13 protein-coding genes are annotated in these 19288 nt (G+C 66.7%); 5 read left to right on the top strand and 8 right to left on the bottom strand.

Annotated elements, in window-relative coordinates:
• Positions 1-69: 69 nt before the first annotated feature.
• On the top strand, positions 70-4065 hold the full coding sequence (locus LR948_RS02020; protein ID WP_232752262.1) for an ankyrin repeat domain-containing protein: 3996 nt from the start codon (positions 70-72) through the stop codon (positions 4063-4065).
• 240 nt (positions 4066-4305) lie between these two features.
• Here LR948_RS02020 and nadC read toward each other — a convergent pair whose 3' ends face one another.
• Together nadC and nadA are read right to left on the bottom strand one after the other, a co-directional pair.
• A complete protein-coding gene (gene nadC, locus LR948_RS02015) occupies positions 4306-5154 on the bottom strand; it encodes a carboxylating nicotinate-nucleotide diphosphorylase (RefSeq protein WP_232752261.1) in 849 nt (282 codons plus the stop codon).
• A gap of 117 nt (positions 5155-5271) precedes the next feature.
• The gene (nadA, locus tag LR948_RS02010) at positions 5272-6324 is read right to left on the bottom strand and encodes a quinolinate synthase NadA (RefSeq protein WP_232752260.1); all 1053 of its coding nucleotides are present in this window, start codon (positions 6322-6324) and stop codon (positions 5272-5274) included.
• A 363-nt stretch (positions 6325-6687) separates the two neighbouring features.
• Between nadA and LR948_RS02005 the strand changes: the two genes are divergently transcribed.
• A complete protein-coding gene (locus LR948_RS02005) occupies positions 6688-7809 on the top strand; it encodes a CapA family protein (protein ID WP_232752259.1) in 1122 nt (373 codons plus the stop codon).
• A gap of 16 nt (positions 7810-7825) precedes the next feature.
• Positions 7826-8782: a hypothetical protein gene (locus LR948_RS02000; RefSeq protein WP_232752258.1), complete on the top strand. Its 957-nt coding sequence runs from the start codon at positions 7826-7828 to the stop codon at positions 8780-8782.
• Positions 8783-8788: 6 nt separating this feature from the next.
• Here LR948_RS02000 and LR948_RS01995 read toward each other — a convergent pair whose 3' ends face one another.
• Complete coding sequence (locus tag LR948_RS01995; RefSeq protein ID WP_232752257.1) at positions 8789-9730, bottom strand: LysR family transcriptional regulator; 942 nt, start codon at positions 9728-9730, stop codon at positions 8789-8791.
• Between the two features lie 189 nt (positions 9731-9919).
• Here LR948_RS01995 and LR948_RS01990 point away from each other — a divergent pair, with 189 nt between their 5' ends.
• Positions 9920-11806, top strand: coding sequence for an ABC transporter substrate-binding protein (locus LR948_RS01990; RefSeq protein ID WP_232752256.1), 1887 nt, complete (start codon positions 9920-9922; stop codon positions 11804-11806).
• A gap of 309 nt (positions 11807-12115) precedes the next feature.
• Here LR948_RS01990 and LR948_RS01985 read toward each other — a convergent pair whose 3' ends face one another.
• The 4 genes from LR948_RS01985 to uxuA all read right to left on the bottom strand — a co-directional run bounded on the left by LR948_RS01985 (position 12116) and on the right by uxuA (position 17355).
• Positions 12116-13735, bottom strand: coding sequence for a glycoside hydrolase family 43 protein (locus LR948_RS01985; protein WP_232752255.1), 1620 nt, complete (start codon positions 13733-13735; stop codon positions 12116-12118).
• 116 nt (positions 13736-13851) lie between these two features.
• Positions 13852-14883 (bottom strand): NAD(P)-dependent alcohol dehydrogenase, encoded by a 1032-nt coding sequence (locus LR948_RS01980; RefSeq protein WP_232752254.1) that lies wholly within the window; start codon positions 14881-14883, stop codon positions 13852-13854.
• Positions 14880-15977 carry a mandelate racemase/muconate lactonizing enzyme family protein gene (locus tag LR948_RS01975; RefSeq protein ID WP_232752253.1) on the bottom strand — a complete coding sequence of 366 codons (1098 nt, stop codon included), beginning with the start codon at positions 15975-15977 and terminating at the stop codon, positions 14880-14882. The genes LR948_RS01980 and LR948_RS01975 overlap by 4 nt, the downstream gene beginning before the upstream one ends.
• 181 nt (positions 15978-16158) lie before the next feature.
• A complete protein-coding gene (gene uxuA / locus LR948_RS01970; RefSeq protein ID WP_232752252.1) occupies positions 16159-17355 on the bottom strand; it encodes a mannonate dehydratase in 1197 nt (398 codons plus the stop codon).
• Between the two features lie 94 nt (positions 17356-17449).
• On the opposite strand from uxuA, the gene LR948_RS01965 reads away from it, so the two are divergent.
• Positions 17450-18490, top strand: a complete 1041-nt coding sequence (locus LR948_RS01965; protein WP_232752251.1) for an L-idonate 5-dehydrogenase — start codon at positions 17450-17452, stop codon at positions 18488-18490.
• Between the two features lie 11 nt (positions 18491-18501).
• Here LR948_RS01965 and LR948_RS01960 read toward each other — a convergent pair whose 3' ends face one another.
• Positions 18502-19218, bottom strand: coding sequence for a GntR family transcriptional regulator (locus tag LR948_RS01960; protein WP_232752250.1), 717 nt, complete (start codon positions 19216-19218; stop codon positions 18502-18504).
• Positions 19219-19288: the final 70 nt, after the last annotated feature.

The raw sequence follows: 19288 nt of genomic DNA, 5'->3' as shown, positions 1-19288 counted from the left end.
ATCTGTGCAAGTGCTATCGCTTCGGCTGCGAAATCACCCACGCCCGGCGCTCTTCTGAATGCCGTTCGGTTGGGTGATACCGGCGCTGTCGAAACGCTCTTGAAGGCAGGTGCCAACCCAAACGGGCGCGCCAATGGGGATCCGGCCAGACGCACGATCTTTGCCGTAGCCGCGGCGCGATCGGACGGCGCGGCGATAGTGAGCCTTCTCTGGCAATACGGAGCCTCGCCTTTCATTCTCGACAGTGTGGGTCGACGTCCGATCGACGGCGCGCACGCGGCAACCAGAACGCTTTTGGATGAGTGGGACACGGCGCTGAAACCCGTTTCGACAGCGCTGCTGGACCGTTGGCGCAGCGCGGCGGTCGCCGGCGATCTCGAGACCTTATGCGCGGATTTCGACCGGCATCGGCGCTTTTCGCTGCCCGCCTCGCTGCAGGACGGGGTTTTGGCCGGTGTCGTCACGCAGGACGTCCCGCCGGCTGTCTTGCATCTGCTGGGCCGGGGCACGGTCGAGATCGATGCAGCGGGCCGGTTTGGCACGCCGCTTCAGCTTGCCGTTGCCTCAGGCCGCACCGAGGCGGTCACCGCGCTTTTGCGCGCGGGCGCGGCCGCGGACACCCCCGATCGGTTTGGCAGGCGCTCCCTTATGATGGCCGCAGCGGCTGGACGCCGCGACATCGCCGCCGCATTGCTGCAGGCGGGAGCCAACCCGCAATTGCGGTCGGGGTCGCAGGGCACCGCGCTTGTCGCGGCCGCTTTCGCCGGGCATGCCGAAACGATGGACGTTCTGCTGCAGGGGGGCGCCTCTGCGAATGCCAGCCGCGACAACGGCGAAACCGCGCTGGCCTTGGCCGTGTCGGGTGGGCATGCTGCGGCGATGCGCGTGCTTCTGCGCAACGCCGCAGATCCGAACGGCCGCGATGCAATGGGCCGGCCGGCCGCAGTTATTGCGGCGCAAGCCGGGGCCTTCGATCTGGTGTCCGACCTGCTTGCGGCCAAGGCCGACCCGATACTGGGCGCCCCGGACGGACAGACCCTGCTCGCGCTCTTGCGGGACCACAACAACCGGCCCGTCGGCACGCCCGGTTCGGTAATCACGCCGGATGTCGCGGGCTTGTCTTCGCATCAGGATCAGATCCTCGCGGATGCGCCGCCGGGCCCTAACCGGGTTGATCCTGTTTTTCCCTCTGAACTGGATGCAGACGGTGATGGCGGGATCGGCCCGCCGATCGCGCAGTACCTCGACCGGCTCGCGCAGCATGCGCGGTCAGAAGAGCATCGCGCCCTTCGCACCCACTTCCAGGCAGCGCCGCCCGACGGCACGGTTGATGAAAGGTTGCGGGTCATCGCGGATCAGGAGCGGCAATTCTTGGCGCGCCGTGCCGCCCTGCGCCAGCAGAAAGACGTGCTATTGGCCGATCGCGCGCGGTTGTCGCAGACCGTTCTGGACCTGCAGGCGCAGCTGACCCGCCTTGACAAGGCGCGGGCAGCCAAACGTGCGGACGTCATGGCGCGTGTGGCTGAATTTCAGGCGCTGCTCAACCAGTATTTGCAAGCCCGCCAAGAGGTGCTTTCGATCACATCGGATCTCGAGGCGCTGCACGAGGACTTCGTGATGGGCAACGACGCTCGCTTTGACAGGCTGGGCGAGGCGCGCCGCAAGGCAAAACATGCGGCATCCGAGATTTCTGAGGAAAGAGAAATATATGCCTCATTGCGCAACGACCTTCGAACACTCCATTCTGAAGAAGTCCAGAACTTGCGCGGTGAAGTAGCAGAGCGCGAAAGTCGATTGAGAGACGAACTGGTCGAACTTAGTGAGGCAGAGCGGAAGGTCGCAAGAGCAGAGCGACTACAGTCAATGGCCAGGGTCGCTTTGCAAAACCATCTTGCTGCCTGTGACGCCGCAAATGAAGCGCAAAGAACACATTGCCACAATCCGGATACATGCGGATTCATGGCAAAGCGAGATAGCATCGAGACGATACTGAGTTCAGCCCAGAGCGAAGTTCAAACCGTCGGCGCAAGTATTGCGCAAACAAGAGCCCTACTTGATGACGAACTTCGTCTCTTTCGAATTCAACGTCAGTCGATTGACGACCAACTGGCGCGAGATCTGAACGAGCTGAACCACGACGAGCGCCTCGACTTGCGCGAGTTGGAGCGTGAGTATGCCGACGCGCAGACGCTGATTGCCCGTCACACCGTGGATTTCGAGGCGCGGCGCGCCTTGCTCGAAGAACTGGCAAAGGAACGCGAGACCCATATCGCGGATCGCTACGGGCCCGATCACGACCGGCTTTATGGCGCCATGGTCACCTTCGTCGGCGGCTGGCGCAGCGGCCGGATTGTCGCCGGCGAAGCGCTATGGGGCTATGCCGAGATCGAGAAAATCGGGCAGTCCATGGACGCGGCCGGCATCAGTGCACCCGGCTTTGCCGAGATGCGCACCGTTATGGCAGGACTGGATCTGGTATGGCAGATCTTTGGTGCCGATCATCTGGCGCAACTTGCGCTGTCGGTCGCCCTGTCGGACGATCAGACAAGGCTGCAGGCGGCCCAGGACGGTTTGGCCGGCATCGCCGGTAATCTCGATACGCTCGACCGTGCCCTAGACGCGTTGAGGCTGGAGCGGGAAGAGCTGATTGCCTATGGCGACGGCGCCGCAGCGCCAGCGCTGGAGGCAGCACTGCGCCTGTCGGACGAACGGATCGCGGTCACGAAGGAACTGTTGACCGAAGCCTTCAGCGCGGCCGCGGTGCGCACCCTGTCGGCCACCGACCTCACCGGCGGCACATGGGGGGCCGAACTTCGACAAATGACGGGGAAGCCTTGGCTCAATCCCTTGCTGCGTCGCGTCGCGGAATTGCCCCAGCCTGTCGCCAATGGCACGGAGCTGGGAGATCCCAAACCCGACGTTTTGGATCTGACACTGCTCACGCCAGCGGGGGCCGAGGGTGTCATCGCTGCGTGGCTAGCCGAGATCGACTTCGACGCGACGGCATGGAATACTGCGGTCCCGACGCAAGGCAACGCGGCTCTGCGCGCGGTATTCTTTGCGGCGCTGCGGGACAGCGCGCGGTTCGACCGTGCGCGATTCAAGGCCGGAGGCCCGCCAGCCTATCGCTTGACGACACCGCAGGGCAGCTACTGGATACGCGAAGACGGTAGCCTGCTGAGCTTTCTAGACACCGATGTCGCACCGCTCTTCGAATACGCTTTCACCGTCCCGGCAGGCACCCTTCAGGGCGACATTCTGAGATCCGCCTATGCGGACTTCGTTTCGGGGATGAAAGGTGGCTTCGCCGCGCTTCCGCCCGAACGCAAACGCCTTGCGGTCGCCATCGAGGCGGCGCTGCGTACCTTCGACCAGAAAGAACATGAACGGTTGGTCGTTGCGGCCGGAGACGGGCTCAAAGACATGGTGCGGTTCTTGGTATCGGCGGCGCCTGCCGGCCAATTCGTCACGATCACCAGCGTGGTCTTCGATTATGCGACCTCGGACGAGCTCGGGTTCTGGGAGGCGGTTTTCACGGTCGGACTGGAACGTTGGGGGTGGAACAGCCTGTCGAAATTTCGGCCAATCACCCTGCGGGCGTTCTATCCCAATTCTGAAGAGGCCGCCGTCGAGGTCGCGAAAGTGCTGATCAAGGACGGGCTTTTTCACCAAGACAGGCTGATTGGCGGGCTTGGTCTGCATGACGAAGCGCAGCAGCTCGAAGTGCAGCGACAGGCTGAAACCTTACGAGTTCTTTTGTCCCAAGCCGCGGATTTTGTCGAGGCCGAGGAGCCAGCACCTCCAACCACTCAGTCTCGCTGGTCCAGGGGGGCACCAGTAATCGAGGCTCGGCTGGCTGCCCCGGTGATCCTTACGAGATTAGCGAACACAGAGCGCGAGCTATATGTGACGGGTACGGTTACGCCACAAAGACTTCAAAGACTCGAGCGGTGCCTAGGCTTGGACCTCGAAGTCGAGTTGCGTCGCTCTTCAGTAACGGGTGCCATATTTATGGGAGTTGCTCGCAACGAAGACGAATCCTGCATGGTCATTATTGAACCTTAAAGCGAAATCAATTACTTAGGTGATTGACTTTCAGCAGACAGCAGGCTCGCGTTGAGACCAGAGTGCAGTGGGCTTTCTTAGGTAAATGGAGAGAAGGTTCGACGCCGGTCCCGTTCCCACCGCCAGCCGGCTTTTTTGCATTGATCCTGAGCGTTTTGCCCTCGCCGGAACCCCTTGTTTTCATAGGTCTGACGACGCCCTCCCTCCGGAAGGATTCCTGCCTACCAACCGCCCCAACCCTCAGATGTCGAGGCCGAGATCGAGCGTGGGCGCGCTGTGGGTCAGCGCGCCGACGGAGATGTAGTCGACGCCCGTGGCCGCGACCTCGGCAATGCGGTCGAGCCGCATGGAGCCCGAGGCCTCGAGCCGCAGGCGGCCGTGGGTCATTGCGACCGCGGAGCGCAGGGTCTCGGTCGACATGTTGTCGAGCAGGACCGCATCGGCGCCGCCGTCCTCCAGCACTTCGCCAAGCTGGTCGAGACTGTCGACCTCGATCTCGACGCGCACCATGTGCGAGGCCTGCGCCCTGATCGCGCGCAGAAGCGGGGCGATGCCTCCCGCCGCGGCGATGTGGTTGTCCTTCACAAGGATCGCGTCCGAGAGTGAAAACCGGTGATTGAAGCCACCTCCGTGCAGAACCGCCTGTTTCTCGACGAGGCGCAGGCCGGGGGTCGTCTTGCGGGTGCAGGTGATCCGGGCGGCGGTGCCCTGGGTCTCGGCGACATAAGCCGCGGTGGTGGTGGCGATCCCGGAGAGCCGGCCGGCGAAATTCAGCGCCACGCGTTCGGCGGCGAGGAGGGCGGCGGCCTCTCCCTCGATCTCCATCAGCACCTCGCCCGGGCGGACGCGGGCCCCGTCCAGGCAGTGCGTGGTCACGGAGAGAGCCGGGTCGACAAGCTGGAAGGCCATCCGGGCGATCTGCATGCCCGAGACCACGCCCGCCTCTCTGCTCGTAAGACGCGCCCGAGCCCTCGTGCCGGGCGGGATGACCGTCCGTGTGGTCAGGTCGCCCGAGGTCCCGAGATCCTCGAGCAAGGCCGCGCGCACCAGTGGGTCAAGGATCAGGTCGGGAAGAGGCGGGACGGGCATCGGGAGTTTTCCTTCGATCTGCGGTTGGACCGGGCGGGCCTTTTCGACGGGTGGGGCAAGGTGGGAACCCCTGCCCGAACGGAAGTTGCCTCGAACGTCCTGCGGTCCGGCATGTCCTCAGGCCTGCGCTTGCCGGGACAGGTCGATCATCCGCTCCACGGCGCGTCGGGCGGGTTTGGCAAGACTCGCATCGACCTCGACGACACCCTGCATGCTGTGCAGCGACCAGAGCACCTTTTCGAGCGTGATCTTTTTCATGTGCGGGCACATGTTGCAGGGGCCCACGAACTCCACTGCCGGATGCGCGTCGGAGATGTTCGAGGCCATGGAGCATTCGGTCACCAGAAGCGCCTTGCCCGGCTGCTCGCGGGTCACATAGTCGATGATGCCATGCGTCGAGCCGGAGAAATCGGCCTCGGCGATCACGTCCGGCGGGCACTCGGGGTGCGCGATGATGCGGGTGTCGGGTTGCCACTCCCGAAACTCCTGCAACTCGCGCGCGGTGAACCGTTCGTGCACGATGCAGGACCCGTCGTGCCAGACCACGGTCTTCTGCGGCACCTGCCGCGCGACGTTCTGGGCCAGGTATTTGTCGGGCGCCATGATCACCGTCTCGGCGTCGAGCGCGGCGACGATCTGCGCGGCGTTCGAGGAGGTGCAGCAGATGTCGGAGGCGGCTTTCACCTCGGCCGAGGTGTTCACATAGGTCACCACCGGCGCGCCGGGATAGCGGCGGCGCAGCCCAGCGATGTCTGCGGGCGTGATGCTCTCGGCCAGCGAGCAGCCGGCGTCCATGTCCGGGATCAGCACGGTCTTGCCCGGGTTCAGGATCTTCGAGGTCTCGGCCATGAAATGCACGCCGCATTGCACGATCACATCGGCCTCGATCTCGGCGGCGGCGATCGCCAGCTGCAGGCTGTCGCCAACGACGTCGGCGATGCCGTGGTAGATCTGCGGCGTCATGTAGTTATGCGCGAGGATGACGGCGTTGCGCTCGGCCTTGAGGTCGTTGATCGCCGCGACATAGGGGGCATGCAGGGCCCAGTCAGCCGGCGGAACCACCCGGCGCATGCGCGCGTAGATGGGGCCCAGCCGGTCCGCGGTCTCTGGCGAAGGCGCAAGGTCGTAGTGGTCGCCGAGCGTCTCGGCGATAGCGGCGTGATCCAGCATGTCGGAGGAGACCTTCCCGGAAAATTCGTCAAACGGCTGAGCCTGAACGGCGGGGCTCAGGCGGGCGTGCCTTGATTAGACGCAAGTTGACGTAGGGGCAAGTTGTGGTTTTCTGGGCGGGTCCGCGCGGGTGTCGCGGATGTCTCCGGTTTATGGACTGCGAAGCGCAAGCCCGGTCCGTATCAGCGCGGCGGCGCTGAGGGGGCGGTTCAGGCAGCCCCGCTTTGGCCTGCGCGGCGCAATGGAGACCCGCGGTAAGCCGTGCGACTTAACAATCGGTTATGGCCTGGAGACATAGTTTGATTTGAGGTTATCAAGGGCAGGGGCGATCTATGTCAGGTAATGTGACGGAGATCTGACCCGATGGCGACATCCGAGCTTCCCCTGGCCCCCTTCGACCAAGCCCTGACAGGCCTGGTCATCGCGGGCGAAACCAATATCCAGAACCGCGAGAACCCGGTCTCGGCGCTGGCGGGCGTGCTGCCTGTGCTCGAGGCCGCGGATCTCCGGTTCCTGCATCTCGAAGGGCCCCTCTGCGAACCCTCCGAGGATCCCGCCGACCCGGACATCCCGCACAAGGAGCGCTGGCGGCATTCGCATCCCGACATGGTGCGGGCGCTGACCGACGCGGGCATCGACGCCGTCAGCTGCGCCAGCAATGTCAGCTATCCGCAAACCGCCGCGCTGCGCAGCGCGCAGGTTCTGCGCCAGGCCGGCGTGGCCTTTGCCGGCGTCGGCGAGACCCGCGCAGCTGCCAGGCGGCCGGCCATCTTCCGGCACGGCGATCTGCGCATCGGCGTTCTGAGCTTCACCACCGTCTTCTGGCCGTCCCGCCATGCCGCCGACCGCGATACGCCCGGCACGGCGGTGATCCGTGCGGGCACGGCCTATCGTCCGGGCCGACGGGCCCTGGAGATGCCGGGCGCCCCGCCCGAGGTCGTCACCTGGGTCGAGCCCGCCGACGCCGAGGAGCTGCAGGCCGAGATCCGCGCCCTCAAGCAAGAGACCGACATCGCCATCCTGTCCTGTCATTGGGGGGTGTCGAGCTCGCCCGAGCCGACCGACTACCAGCGCCAGCTGGCGCGGCTGGCCATCGACGCGGGCATCGACATCGTCGTGGGCCACCACCCGCATGTGATCCAGCCGATCGAGTTCCACAACGGCAAGCCGATCTTCTACAGCCTCGGCAACTTCGCCTTCGATTGGCCCAAGATGCACGACCGCCACAAGGACGGTCTGATGTTGCGCTTCGATTTCGACGGATCGGAGCGGTGCCGGATCCGCCTGGTTCCGGTGATGCGCGACGCCGACAACCAGGTGACGCCGCTGAGCTTGTCCAGCGCCGATGGCGCGAGGATCGTCGCCCGGCTGAAGGAACTCTCGGGCGATGCCATCACCCTTACCGAAAACGCGCTGGACCTGACCCTGTCGGATCCCGCCGACGCCGCGCGGCCGAAACCGGACCTCGCACTGGAATCCCTCTGACCGAAAGGACCGCGACATGTCCGATATGCTGTCTCACTGGGCGATCTTCGAGGACGCCCGCAACATTGCCGTGCAGGACGACAAGTTCGACCCCGAACTGAGCCGCGTGATCGAAACCTACCTGGAATACGCCCGCCTCGGCACCGTCTCGCGCGGGGGGAACCAGTGGATGGGCCCGATCATCAAGAGGGCCCGCGCCGCCTGGGGTGAGGCCGAGGCCCATCCCGCCCAGGACCGCAAGCTGGCCTATGCGCTGGGCGGCCTGCCGCACCAGGCGATCGACAATGTCATCAAGCCCTATCGCAACATGGTCGTGCGCCGGGACGAGGCGCATGAGAGGCCGCTGGAGGCCGCCAACCGCTGGCTCTACGCCTACCATGACGCTTTCGTGCTGAAGAAGGTCTTCGGCGGCGGCGAGGACGGCGCCTTCTTCAACAAGTTTCTGCTGGCGGCGAACCCGACCTCGACCGGGCAGGCCATCGAGGACTACGCCCGCACCATGGTGCTGCGCGGCCTTCAGGGATTGCACACGCTGTCGCCCAATATCGAGGACATGGACGGCTGGCTCGATCGGAGCGTGGATTTCATCCAGCCGGTGACGATCGACATCGCGCGGCTCGTCGAGGGTTATGTCGACCCCGACCCCGACAAGATGCAGCGCTTCCGGATCGAAGAGGAATTCTACCGCGAGGACGACCCGGCCATTCAACTGGCCGAAGCCGTCCGGTCCGGTGCGCAGGTAGAGCAGGGCCGCATCGACGAGGTTGCGGCAGGCGCCGAGGCCAATCAAAGCGTCTACGGCCAGGCCCTGGCCATCGCCATCCGCTACATGCGCGAAGGGGCGAAGCTCTGGCGCGGCGAGACCGAGGAACTGGACACACCGAACTACGATACCGCCCCGTTCTGGGCGGAGCAGGCGGCAAAAGGCCAGGTCCGAAAGCAGGATGTGTCGGCGGCCAAGGCCACCGGCTAGGCGCGTCTAACGGGGAGCGGGGATATGGGCGGCATGTTCGCTCATCCACCGCTCTCCGACCGAGCGCAGGTGAAAGATCAGCCGCTCGGTATGCTTCGACAGGATGCGATTGCGTCCATGGATCACGAAGCAGGAGGTCTCCACCGCGGGACGGAAGGGGCGGATCGCCATGCCGTCCAAGGGGATGGAGCCGACGAAATAAGGGTCGACCAGCGCCACGCCCATGCCCGCGTGGACGAATTCCGCCGCGAGGCGCGAGTCCGCGATCTGGACCGCGATGCGCCGGTCGATCCCGTGCTCCTCGAAGACCGCGTCGAGGGACCGGCTGAGCGGTGAGCGGCGCCCCATCGTGATCAGGTCGACCTCCGCCAGCGCGCCGGGCGTGACCTCGTCGAGATCGGCCAGCGGGTGGTCCTCGGGCATGAGGCAGACAACGCCGCCGAGGGCGATCGGCACCGAGGTCAGATCCTCGACGTCGACGAATCCGTGCACCAGGCCGATATCGGCGTTTTCATTCAGGACCGAGGCCTCGACGCCCGCGCGGTTGTTCATCATCACGACCAACGGCACCTTGGGGTGGTCGCGGCGCATCGCGGCCATGCTTTCGACCAGGAAGCTGTCGGCGATCATCGACATCGAGGCGATGCGGATCGGGCGGCCCCAACCCGCCGCCAGGGCCGAGGTCAGCCTCTGGACGCTGTCGACATTGGTGAAGACACGGTCGAATTCTTCCGCCAGCAGAAGCAGCTCGGGTGTCGGGACAAGCCGCGAGCCGCGCCGCTCGAAGAGCTGCAGGCCCGTCCGGTCCTCCGCGTAGCGCACCATGCGGCTGATCGCCGGCTGCGAAATATTGAGCGCCTGTGCCGCCTTGCCCATAGTGCCGTGGCGCAGGATCGCCCACAGCATCTCCATTTGGCGCAGATTGATACGTTTGGCCGGGCCGCTCATGTCTACTCATAACATCCGGTTATCGGTGAACCAAGTGCGAGTATTAGTCGAATCGACAGATAGTGGATAATGTATGATTGTAAGCGCGTTTCAGGTGGGTCCGAAACCGGCCCCGGAGGAGCGGGCACACCGTGGCCAATGGAGGAGGACAGAATGGCACGCGACACTCAGACTCTCATGAGGACAGGCTTGGGCGTCACGCTCGCGGCCCTGCTTGCCAGCACCGGCACCGCGGCGCTTGCGCAATCCGCGACGGGGCAGGCGCCCATGCTCGACGCCTTGGTGGAAAGCGGCGACCTGCCGCCGGTGGCCGAGCGGGTCGGAACGGAGCCCTTCGTGCATGCGCCGGTCGAAGGGGTCCGCAGCTACGGCGGAACCCTCCGCCAGCTGTACTCGGGCGGGGGCGACGAAGCCGTGCTGTGGCTGTTCTACGGCTACGAGCCGCTTCTGCGCTGGAACCAGGACGCCGATGGCGTCGTGCCGAACATCGCCGAAAGCTACGAGGTGAACGAGGATGCATCCGTCTTCACCTTCGACCTGCGCGAAGGCATGCGGTGGTCCGACGGCCATCCCTTCACCGCCCATGACATCGTCTGGTTCTTCGATCACGTCCAGCCGGACGAGAACATCGACCCGACCAACCGCCTTCAGTTCCTGGTCAATCAGGAGGTCTCGGCGCGCGCGATCGACGATTACACCCTGGAAATCACGCTGGGTCAGTCCAACGCGATGTTCCCGATCCTGCTGGCGCAGCCCCATGCCAACTGGCTGGCGAACTATCCGCCGCATTACCTCGAGCAGTTCCACGGCGGGTTCAACGACGACGCCGGGGCCCTGGCCGCGGAGGAAGGCTACCAAAGCTGGTACGAGATGTTCCAGGACAAGCTCGATCCCTTCCAGAACATCGACAAGCCGACGATCAACGCCTGGGTCCTGACGCGCCCTGAATCCGACCCGACGCAGGTCGAATACGCGCGCAATCCCTACTACTGGAAGGTCGACGACGAGGGGAACCAGCTGCCCTATATCGACGGGGCCGTGATGGAGATCGTCGAGAACCGCGAGGTCATGCTTCTCAAGGCGGTCAACGGCGAGGTCGACTGGATCGCCCGCTACATCAACACCGCCGAGAACCGGCCGGTCTTCTTCGAGAACATCGAGCGCGCCGACCTCGACTACTTCGAGATCGTGGTCGCCCGGTCCTCGCCGATCCAGATCCACATGAACCGGACCGCGCAGGACCCGATTGTCCGCAAGGTGCTGAACGACCGCGACGTGCGGATCGCCATGAGCCACGCCATCGACCGCGAGGAGATCAGCCAGCTGATCTACGCGGGGCAGTGCAGCCCGGCGCATCAGACCTCTCCGCGTCCCGAGGAGGCGGCCTTCTACGACGAGGAGATGGGCACCCAGTTCACCGAACACGACGTGGCGCGGGCCAACCAGCTTCTGGACGAGGCGGGCTATGACCAGCGCGACTCCAAGGGGTGGCGGATGACGCCCGACGGCGAGCCGATCGCGATGATCGCCACGGTGCGGGCGGACCGTCAGCCCTATGTCGACATGATGCCCTTCCTGACCGAGGCCTGGCAGGAGATCGGTCTCAACGTCGAATGGCGCTCGGTGGAGAAATCGGCCAAGAACGCCTTCCGGGACTCCAACCAGCATCACATCCTGATCGATGACGGCGATGGCGCGTCCATGGGGGCCTACATCTTCCCCCGGGCCTATGTGCCGCTGCACCCCGACAGCGCCTGGATGACCGGCTGGGTGCATTGGGCGACCGGCGTGGGCAGCGATCCGCAGGAGCCGCCCGCGTGGATGAAGGAGGTCATCTCCCTGCACCAGGCGATGCAGAAGGAGCCGGACCTCGACCGGCAGAACCAGCTCTACCGCGACATCCTGGCGATCCACAAAGAGCAGTTCAACGTTCCCGGCATCTGCCTGCCGGCCAACAACATCGGCTTCCACACCAAGCGGCTGCGGAATGTGCCCGATGTGCTGCACGGCGGCACGGTCAACCTGGGCTTCCCGGGACCCGCGGCCCCCGAGCAGTTCGCGATCCTCGAAGAGTAACCTCCCTTACCTTCGGGTGAAGCAGCTGGGTGCGCCTCCGGGCGCACCCTTTGTCTTTGGGCCGGGCCGCGGTTTCGAATGGCCCAATCAGCGGCACAGCTCGAATTTCGGGGTATCTGATACGCGAACGCTCGGCCTGAGGGTCGGCGTAGGCGCTAACGTCCCAGGTCGCGCCGAGATGCTTAGACAGGCGGTGGCTCTGCAGGCGGTGTCAGCAAAACCCGGTCGTTGACGTCTGCCATCGCTGGGCAATCGACTGCGTGCAGGCGATCACCCTGTCCTGCCCCCGCCGCGTGACCGGCTCTGCGATCACCTTTGCCGGCGTTCCGCCGCAAGCGGGCGATAGGTGAACCGGCCGAAGTGCGCTTCCGCCGCCTCGCCGGAGGTGTCGAAGGCCGCCATACCCACGAAGGCCCCGGTGAAGGAGCCATGCGCACCGCGCCCGCCCTCGTCGGAGATCACCGAGGCATCGAGCACCGGGCCGATCGGCTGCCACGGCCCGTCCTGACGCCAAGAGAAGCGTTGCTCTGCGTGATCGACGCGCACGCGCAGCTCGACTGGGCCCGGCGCGACCGGCACCGGCTCGGGCAGGGGGAACGACACGCGAGCGTCGGGGAAATCCCCGGCGCAGGACATCAGGACAAGCGCCCGCCCGATCCCGGGCTCGTGACTGACCATCAGGGCGTGGTGCTTGAAGCGGTTGTAATAGGTCGTCAGGCCTGCGTTCTGCTGGTAGCTCACGGGGTCGAAATGATCGAGCCGCGCCTCGGCCTCATAGGCGAAGTCTTCCTGTCGGCGCGCGACCAGCGACTGTTCGAACCAGCTGCCGATGCCTTCCCGGCCGATCAGGGTGAGCCCTTTCGAGACGCGAAAGATCCGCTCGGGATGGGGGGTGCGCAGCCATTGGAAGTCCAGGGGCAGGTCCGGGCCGGCGAAATCGTAGGTCACCTCGCGCCGGGGCGCGCGCCGCACCGCGCCGGGGGTGGGCACCTCGCTGCGGACCCGGAGCCCGCCCGCTTCGAGCCAGGGCCAGTCGTCGCGCCAGACGATCCGCTCCAGACCGGTCTCGCGTCCGAGCGGGCAGAACCGGCCCTTGCCGTCGGGGCCCGGGATCGGGCGGCCCATCAGGAAGCTGTGGTACTGCGCGCCCCAGTGGGTCTCGAGGTATTGCCCGTGCCCGGTGCGCTGTATGGGCGCCTCGGGATCATCCTTCGCCGTCATCAGGTAGTTTTGCGGGTGGGTCTCGAAGGGGCCGTGAAGCTCGCGCGACCGGGCGTAGGTCACCGCGTGGTCGAAGCCTGTCCCGCCCTCGGCGGTGGTGAGGTAATACCAGCCGTTGCGCTTGAAGAGATGCGGCGCCTCGGTCAGGCCCAGCGTCGTGCCGGCGTAGATATTCGTGACCGGGCCGGTCAGCCCCTTTTCGGGCGACCATTCCTGCAAGAGGATTCCGTCGAAACTGTCATGCGCGGGATTGCCGCCGGTCCCTGGGCTGCGATGGTTCCAGCGCATGTTCACGAACCATTTCCGCCCGTCGTCGTGGAACAGTGACGGGTCGAAGCCCGAGGAATTCACGTACCACGGGTCCGACCATGCGCCCTCCACGGTGTCGCAGGTGGTGATGTAATTGTGTGCGTCCTTGAAGTTGCCGTCGTAGCGTTTGACGTCGGTGTAGACGAGCCAGAAGCGCCCGTCGGCATAGCTGAGGCAGGGGGCCCAGATCCCGCAGCTGTCCGGGTTGCCGCGCATGTCCAGAAGGGCCGCCCGGTTGAGTGGTCGCGCGACCAGGGTCCAGTTCGCCAGGTCGCGGGAATGGAAGATCTGGACGCCGGGATACCATTCGAAGGTCGAGGTCGCGAGGTAGTAGTCCTCGCCTTTGCGGCAGAACGAGGGATCCGGGTTGAAGCCCGGCAAGACCGGATTGCGCAGCATGGGCGTGCTCCTTTGTTTGCGAGGCCGCGCCGCGCGGCGGTGCCGCCGCGGTCAGCGTGTTGCGCCAAGGCCCGGCATCTCGCGGCGCGCCGGCACCGGCCGCACCGGTCCCGGGGTCATTCCGACATGCGGATCTGCAGCTTCACATCCCCGGGTCGGGCTTCGGCGGCGCGGTCGAAGGCTGCGATGGCCTCCGAGAACGGCAACGTGTCGGTGATCAGCGGTCTCAGGTCGACCTTGCCCGAGGCGATCAGCTCGATCGCGCGGGGGTACATGTTGGCGTAGCGGAAGACGGTCTCCACCCGGATCTCCTTGGCCTGCCAGGACACGATATCGACCGGCACCGGGTCCACCGGCATGCCGACAAGGACCAAGGTCCCGCCCGGGCGCAGCGTCTCGGTGAGGCGCGGGAACACCGGGGCGGCGCCGCTGGCCTCGAAAAGGCAATCGACGCCCCAGCCCGAGGTCAGCCGCTCCACCGTCTCGGCCAGCGCCTGCGCGGGCACCGCGATGATCCCGGGATAGGCGCCGATGATGTCGAGCTTCGCCTGGCTCAGGTCGGCGACGATCACCCGGGCGCAGCCACCTGCCAGGGCCGCCAGGGCCACCATCATGCCGATGGGACCCGCGCCGATCACCACCGCGGTGTCCCCGGGCTTGATCCCCGCGCGGGTGGCGGCCTGCATGCCGATGGCGAAGGGTTCGACCATCGCGCCCTCGGCCATGCTCACGCCCTCGGGCAGCTTGAAGGTGAAGGCCGCGGGGTGGACGACGCTGGGTGTGAGGCAGCCGTGAACCGGCGGGGTGGCCCAGAAGGTCACGGCCGGATCGACGTTGTACATGCCCATCAGCGCGGCCCGAGAGGACGTGTCGGGGATGCCCGGCTCCATGCAGACCCGGTCCCCGGGCTCAAGTGCGGTGACCTCGGCGCCGACCTCGGTCACGGTTCCCGCGGCCTCGTGGCCCAGCACAAGGGGCGCCTCGACAACGAAGGGGCCGATCTTGCCCTCGGTGTAGTAATGCACGTCCGAACCGCAGATCCCGACCGTGTGTACGGCGATGCGCAGGTCCCGAGGCCCGAGTGCCTCGGGCAGGGCGATGTCCCGCAGCGACAGCTTGCCCTTCTCTTCAAGCACCAGCGCCGTCATGCCAGCCTCTTGGCGTGCCGCAGGAACTCGGGGTTCGGATCCAGCCCCATGCCGGGCACCTCGGGCACGGTGATCGTGCCGTCGGCATTGACCGGCCGGGTATGCAGGAAGGCATCCGCCATGCCCGGCGCCTTGGGGTAATATTCCAGCATCCGCGCGTTGGGGATGGCCGCGAGCAGCGACAGATGCGCCAGCTGGTCGCCGTGCGGGCAGATGTCGAGCCCATGCGCCTGTGCCAGGGCCGCGATCTTGAGGAACTCGGTGACACCCCCGGTGTAGCGCGCATCCGGCTGCAGGATCGAGATCGCGCCCGTGGCGATCAGGTCGCGGAAGCCGTGCTTGGTGTATTCGTTCTCGCCGGTGGCCAGCGTCATTCCCGTGGCCTCGAAGATCCGGCGAAAGCCCGCGTAGTCGTCGGGTTGGACCGGTTCCTCGAACCAGAAGATGTCCTGATCCTCGACGCGGCGGGCCAGGCTGATCGCGTCATAGGCGCGGTAGGCGCAATTGGCATCGATCATCAGCTTGATGTCCGGCCCGATGGCCTGACGGACGGCGCGCACCCGGGCCACATCCTCCGGGATCTCGACGGCGCCGACCTTCATCTTCACCGCGCGGGCGCCTTTTTCGACGTAGCCGGCCATCTCTTGTGCCAGCTCCTTCAGGCCCTTGCCCGGCGCGTAGTATCCGCCTGCGGTGTAGAAGGGGATATCCTTGCGGTACCCGCCGACCAGCCGATAGAGCGGCAGCCCGGCGAGCTTCCCGCGGATGTCCCAGAGCGCCATGTCGAGGGATGAGAGCGCCCGCGTCTCCTGCCCGCGGCGGCCATAGAGCTTGGGCGACCAGAGGTCGGCCCAGATCGCCTCGGTCATCAGCGGGTCGCGGCCGATCAGCTTCTTGGCGAAGGAATTGCGGAACCCGCGTTCGCCGGGTCGCGGCCGGCCGATGCCGTAGCCGGTGATCCCGGCGGAGGTCTGCACCTCCACGAAGCTGATCTCGTGATGGGTGTAGGTGTGCAGCCCGTTCTGGATCGGGGTTTCCCGCTCCCATTGATATTCGCGGGTCTCCACCGCGGTGATGGTCAGGTCCGAGGTCATGTGGCGATCCTTGTCTGAGGGGCAGAGGCGTCGGTCCTCGTGAAGGCGCTGGTGCGCAGTGCCTCGGCCCAAACGCCGGGCGGCGGCATCGCGGGCCTGGCCGCAGGGGCCAGGTCGTGGCGATGCGCCGCCGGCTCACAGAGGGGTGCTGGTCGGGCGGGGCGTGCCGGCCGCTCTCCGGTCATGCCACGCCTCGCCAGCCCAAGGTCGCCTCGACCCCGCGCAACTCGGCCAGCCCGCGCAGGCGCCCGACCGCCGGGTATCCTGGACGCATGGGCCGGTGGAGATCAGTCATCAGCGCCTGTCCGTGATCGGGCCTCATGGGGATCTGGGCATCCTCCCGACCCTCGGCCGCGCGGCGCTTTTCCTCCTCGAGCACGGCGGCGGCCAGCGCCACCATGTCGGTCGACCCGTCCAGATGCGCCGCCTCGTGAAAGCTGCAGGGCACGCCCGTGCCCTCCCGCCGGACGTTGCGGAGGTGCAGGAAATGCACCCTCGGCCCGAAGCGGCGCATCATGGCGGCCAGGTCGTTGTCGCCGCGCGCCCCCAGCGAGCCCGAGCAGAGCGTGATCCCGTTGGCCGTGGTCTCCGCCATCCCGAGGAGGGCCGCGTAGTCCTCGGCGGTAGACAGGATCCGCGGCAACCCCAGAAGCGGCCAGGGCGGATCGTCGGGGTGGGCGCAGAGCCGCAGACCCAGCGCCTCGGCGGCGGGGGCCACTTCGGCGATGAAGGCCGCGAGGTTGTTGCGCAGGGCCTCGGGCGTGACCCCGCGATAGGCATCGAGATACCCGCGGATATCCGCGAGGCTCATGGTGGCCGCCGCGCCCGGCAGCCCCGCCGCGGCGGTCCGCGCCAGCGCCATGCGCTGGTCGACGTCCAAGGCCTCGGCGCGCAGCCGGGCGGCTTCGCGCAGGTCGGCGGGGTAGTCCCCGGCGGCCCCCGCGCGTTCGAGGACAAACAGGTCGAAGGCCGCGAAATCCACCAGGTCGAAGCGCATCGCCGTGCCGCCGTGGGGCAGGCGATGGGCCACATCGGTGCGCGTCCAGTCGAGGACGGGCATGAAGTTGTAGCAGACCACCCGGACTCCGGCCGCCGCCAGGTTGGACAGGCTCTCGATCCAATTGGCGATGTGGCTGCGATAGGGGCCGCTGCGGCGCTTGATGTCCTCGGACACCGGCAGGCTTTCCACGACGTCCCAGGTCAGGGGCAGGGGCGCCTGGGCGATCTCGGCCAGCCGGGCCTCGATGGCCTCGGATGTCCAGACCGCGCCGGGAGGCAGATCGTGCAGGGCGGTCACCACCCCGGTCGCCCCCGCCTGCGCGATATCCGCAAGGGAAACCGGGTCCTCCGGTCCGAACCAGCGCCAGCAATGTTTCATTCCAACCTCCGCTCAGCCGCAAGATCACGTCTTGAATCTATATTGCATGCCGGTATACAAGAATAGAAACGGAAATCAAGACAGAGTCGATGCAATGACCGAAGCGGTGCGCGTGGTAAGGCTGTTCGGAGCGCGGGATGTGCGGGTCGAGGAGGGTCGCGTCGGCCAGCCGGGGCCGGGCGAAGTCGCGCTCGACCGCGTGGTCGGCGGGATCTGCGGCAGCGATCTGCATTACTTCGAGGAGGGCGGCATCGGCGGTCTGCCCATGCGCGCGCCCATCGTCCTGGGCCACGAGGCCGCGGGCCGGATCCGCGCCCTCGGGCCCGGGGTGACGGGGCTGTCACCCGGCGATCTGGTCGCGATCAACCCGGCGGTGACCTGCGGCGATTGTCCGGCGTGCCGCGCGGGGCAGAGCCAGCACTGTCCGGAGATGCGGTTTTCCGGCTCCATTCTGCGGGTGCCGCATGTCGACGGGTTCTTCCGCTCGGGCCTGGTGGTCGACGCGCGGCGCTGTCACCGGTTCTCGAGCGGGACGACCGCCTCGGCGGCGGCCGTGACCGAACCTCTCGCGGTGTGCCTGCATGGGCTCCGCCAGGCGGGCGAGACGGCGGGGCGCGACGTCCTGGTGACGGGGGCAGGGCCGATCGGGGCCCTGACCGTGGCCGCCGCCCGTGCCGCGGGGGCGGGGCGCATTACCGTGACCGACCTGTCTCGCGCCGCGCTCGACCGGGCAGAGGAGATGGGGGCCGACGACGGGCTGGATGTCTCGACCGAGGCCGGCCGCAAGGCGCTTGCGGAGCTGCGCTGCGATCTGGCCTTCGACTGTTCCGCCGCCGCTCCCGCCATCGCGGCGGGCGTCGAGGCCCTGCGGCCGCGCGGCACCATGGTGCTGGTCGGGGTCGGCCCGATGACCGCGATGCCGCTCAACCGCATTGTCGCCAAGGAGCTGCACCTCGTCGGCACCCATCGCTTCGGCCCGGAGTTCGCCGAGGCGGCGCAGGCCATCGACAGTGGCCGCATCGACCCCAGGCCGATCATCAGCCATGTGCTGCCCGGGAGCGAGGCCAGGCGCGCGCTCGAGCTGGCGCTCGACCGGAGCCGCGCGGCGAAGGTGCAGCTGGAGATGTCGGAATGAGCGGCGCGGCCTCAGTCGGCGAAGAGCTCCGCGTTCTCTGCGGCCATCTCGTCGAGCGTGCCAAGCACGACCCGCAGATGCTGGCGCATGCGCTCCTCGGCCGTCGCACTGTCCCGCGCGACGATGGCATCGATGACTGCGCGGTGATCGGCGAACAGGGGCTCGAGCTCGTGGCGCAGCCGCTGCCGCCCATAGCGCAGCCGGTCGAGCCGCGCGCGCTCGCCCTGGAGCAGCTCTGCCGCCCGCTCCCGGCCGGTCGTCTGCGCCAGTTCGAGATGGAAGGCGTTGTCGAGCCGCGAGAAGCGCTGCCAGTCGACCGCGTCGACCGCCGCGCCTTGGGCTTCGAGGATCTCTTCCAGCCGTGCGCGGCTGGCCTCGGGCAGCCCGCTGTCGATCAGGCTGCGGATATTGGCCAGCTCCAGCGCCTCGCGGATGAACTGCGCGTCCAGGATGTCGCTGCGGCTCAGCGGGGCGACCAGCGTGCCGCGGTTCGGCAGGCGGACAATCAGCCGTTCGGCCTGCAATTCCGACAGGGCGTCGCGGACCGGCGTGCGGCTGGCGCCGAAGACCTCGCCCAGGTGGCTTTCGGTCAGCGGCTGCCCCGGGGCGACATCCATGGTGAGGATGGCCTCGCGCAGGGCGGCCGCGATCTGCGGCGCCGCCGGCTCTCCGCGGTCCACCGGTCTGAAATGCGGCGAGAGGTCCGGTCTGATGGCAATGCGCGGCACGGGCGTGGTCTGATCCTGAGGGGGGTCGAAAGATGCGCGGCCAAGATTTCGGAAATCCCCGGCGATAGCA

This window comes from Roseivivax sp. GX 12232 (assembly GCF_021272185.1).
In the GTDB taxonomy this organism is placed as follows: domain Bacteria; phylum Pseudomonadota; class Alphaproteobacteria; order Rhodobacterales; family Rhodobacteraceae; genus Roseivivax.
Note: the sequence above shows the minus strand (reverse complement) of the source record. Positions and strands in the feature narration are given on the sequence as shown.

What these genes read in the sequence shown, in the direction of transcription:
- nadC (WP_232752261.1), bottom strand. Translation starts at nt 5,154, where the DNA reads ATGCCCGTCCCGCCTCTTCCCGACCTGATCCTTGACCCACTGGTGCGC.
- nadA (WP_232752260.1), bottom strand. Translation starts at nt 6,324, where the DNA reads ATGCTGGATCACGCCGCTATCGCCGAGACGCTCGGCGACCACTACGAC.
- LR948_RS02005 (WP_232752259.1), top strand. Translation starts at nt 6,688, where the DNA reads ATGGCGACATCCGAGCTTCCCCTGGCCCCCTTCGACCAAGCCCTGACA.
- LR948_RS02000 (WP_232752258.1), top strand. Translation starts at nt 7,826, where the DNA reads ATGTCCGATATGCTGTCTCACTGGGCGATCTTCGAGGACGCCCGCAAC.
- LR948_RS01995 (WP_232752257.1), bottom strand. Translation starts at nt 9,730, where the DNA reads ATGAGCGGCCCGGCCAAACGTATCAATCTGCGCCAAATGGAGATGCTG.
- LR948_RS01985 (WP_232752255.1), bottom strand. Translation starts at nt 13,735, where the DNA reads ATGCTGCGCAATCCGGTCTTGCCGGGCTTCAACCCGGATCCCTCGTTC.
- LR948_RS01980 (WP_232752254.1), bottom strand. Translation starts at nt 14,883, where the DNA reads ATGACGGCGCTGGTGCTTGAAGAGAAGGGCAAGCTGTCGCTGCGGGAC.
- LR948_RS01975 (WP_232752253.1), bottom strand. Translation starts at nt 15,977, where the DNA reads ATGACCTCGGACCTGACCATCACCGCGGTGGAGACCCGCGAATATCAA.
- uxuA (WP_232752252.1), bottom strand. Translation starts at nt 17,355, where the DNA reads ATGAAACATTGCTGGCGCTGGTTCGGACCGGAGGACCCGGTTTCCCTT.
- LR948_RS01965 (WP_232752251.1), top strand. Translation starts at nt 17,450, where the DNA reads ATGACCGAAGCGGTGCGCGTGGTAAGGCTGTTCGGAGCGCGGGATGTG.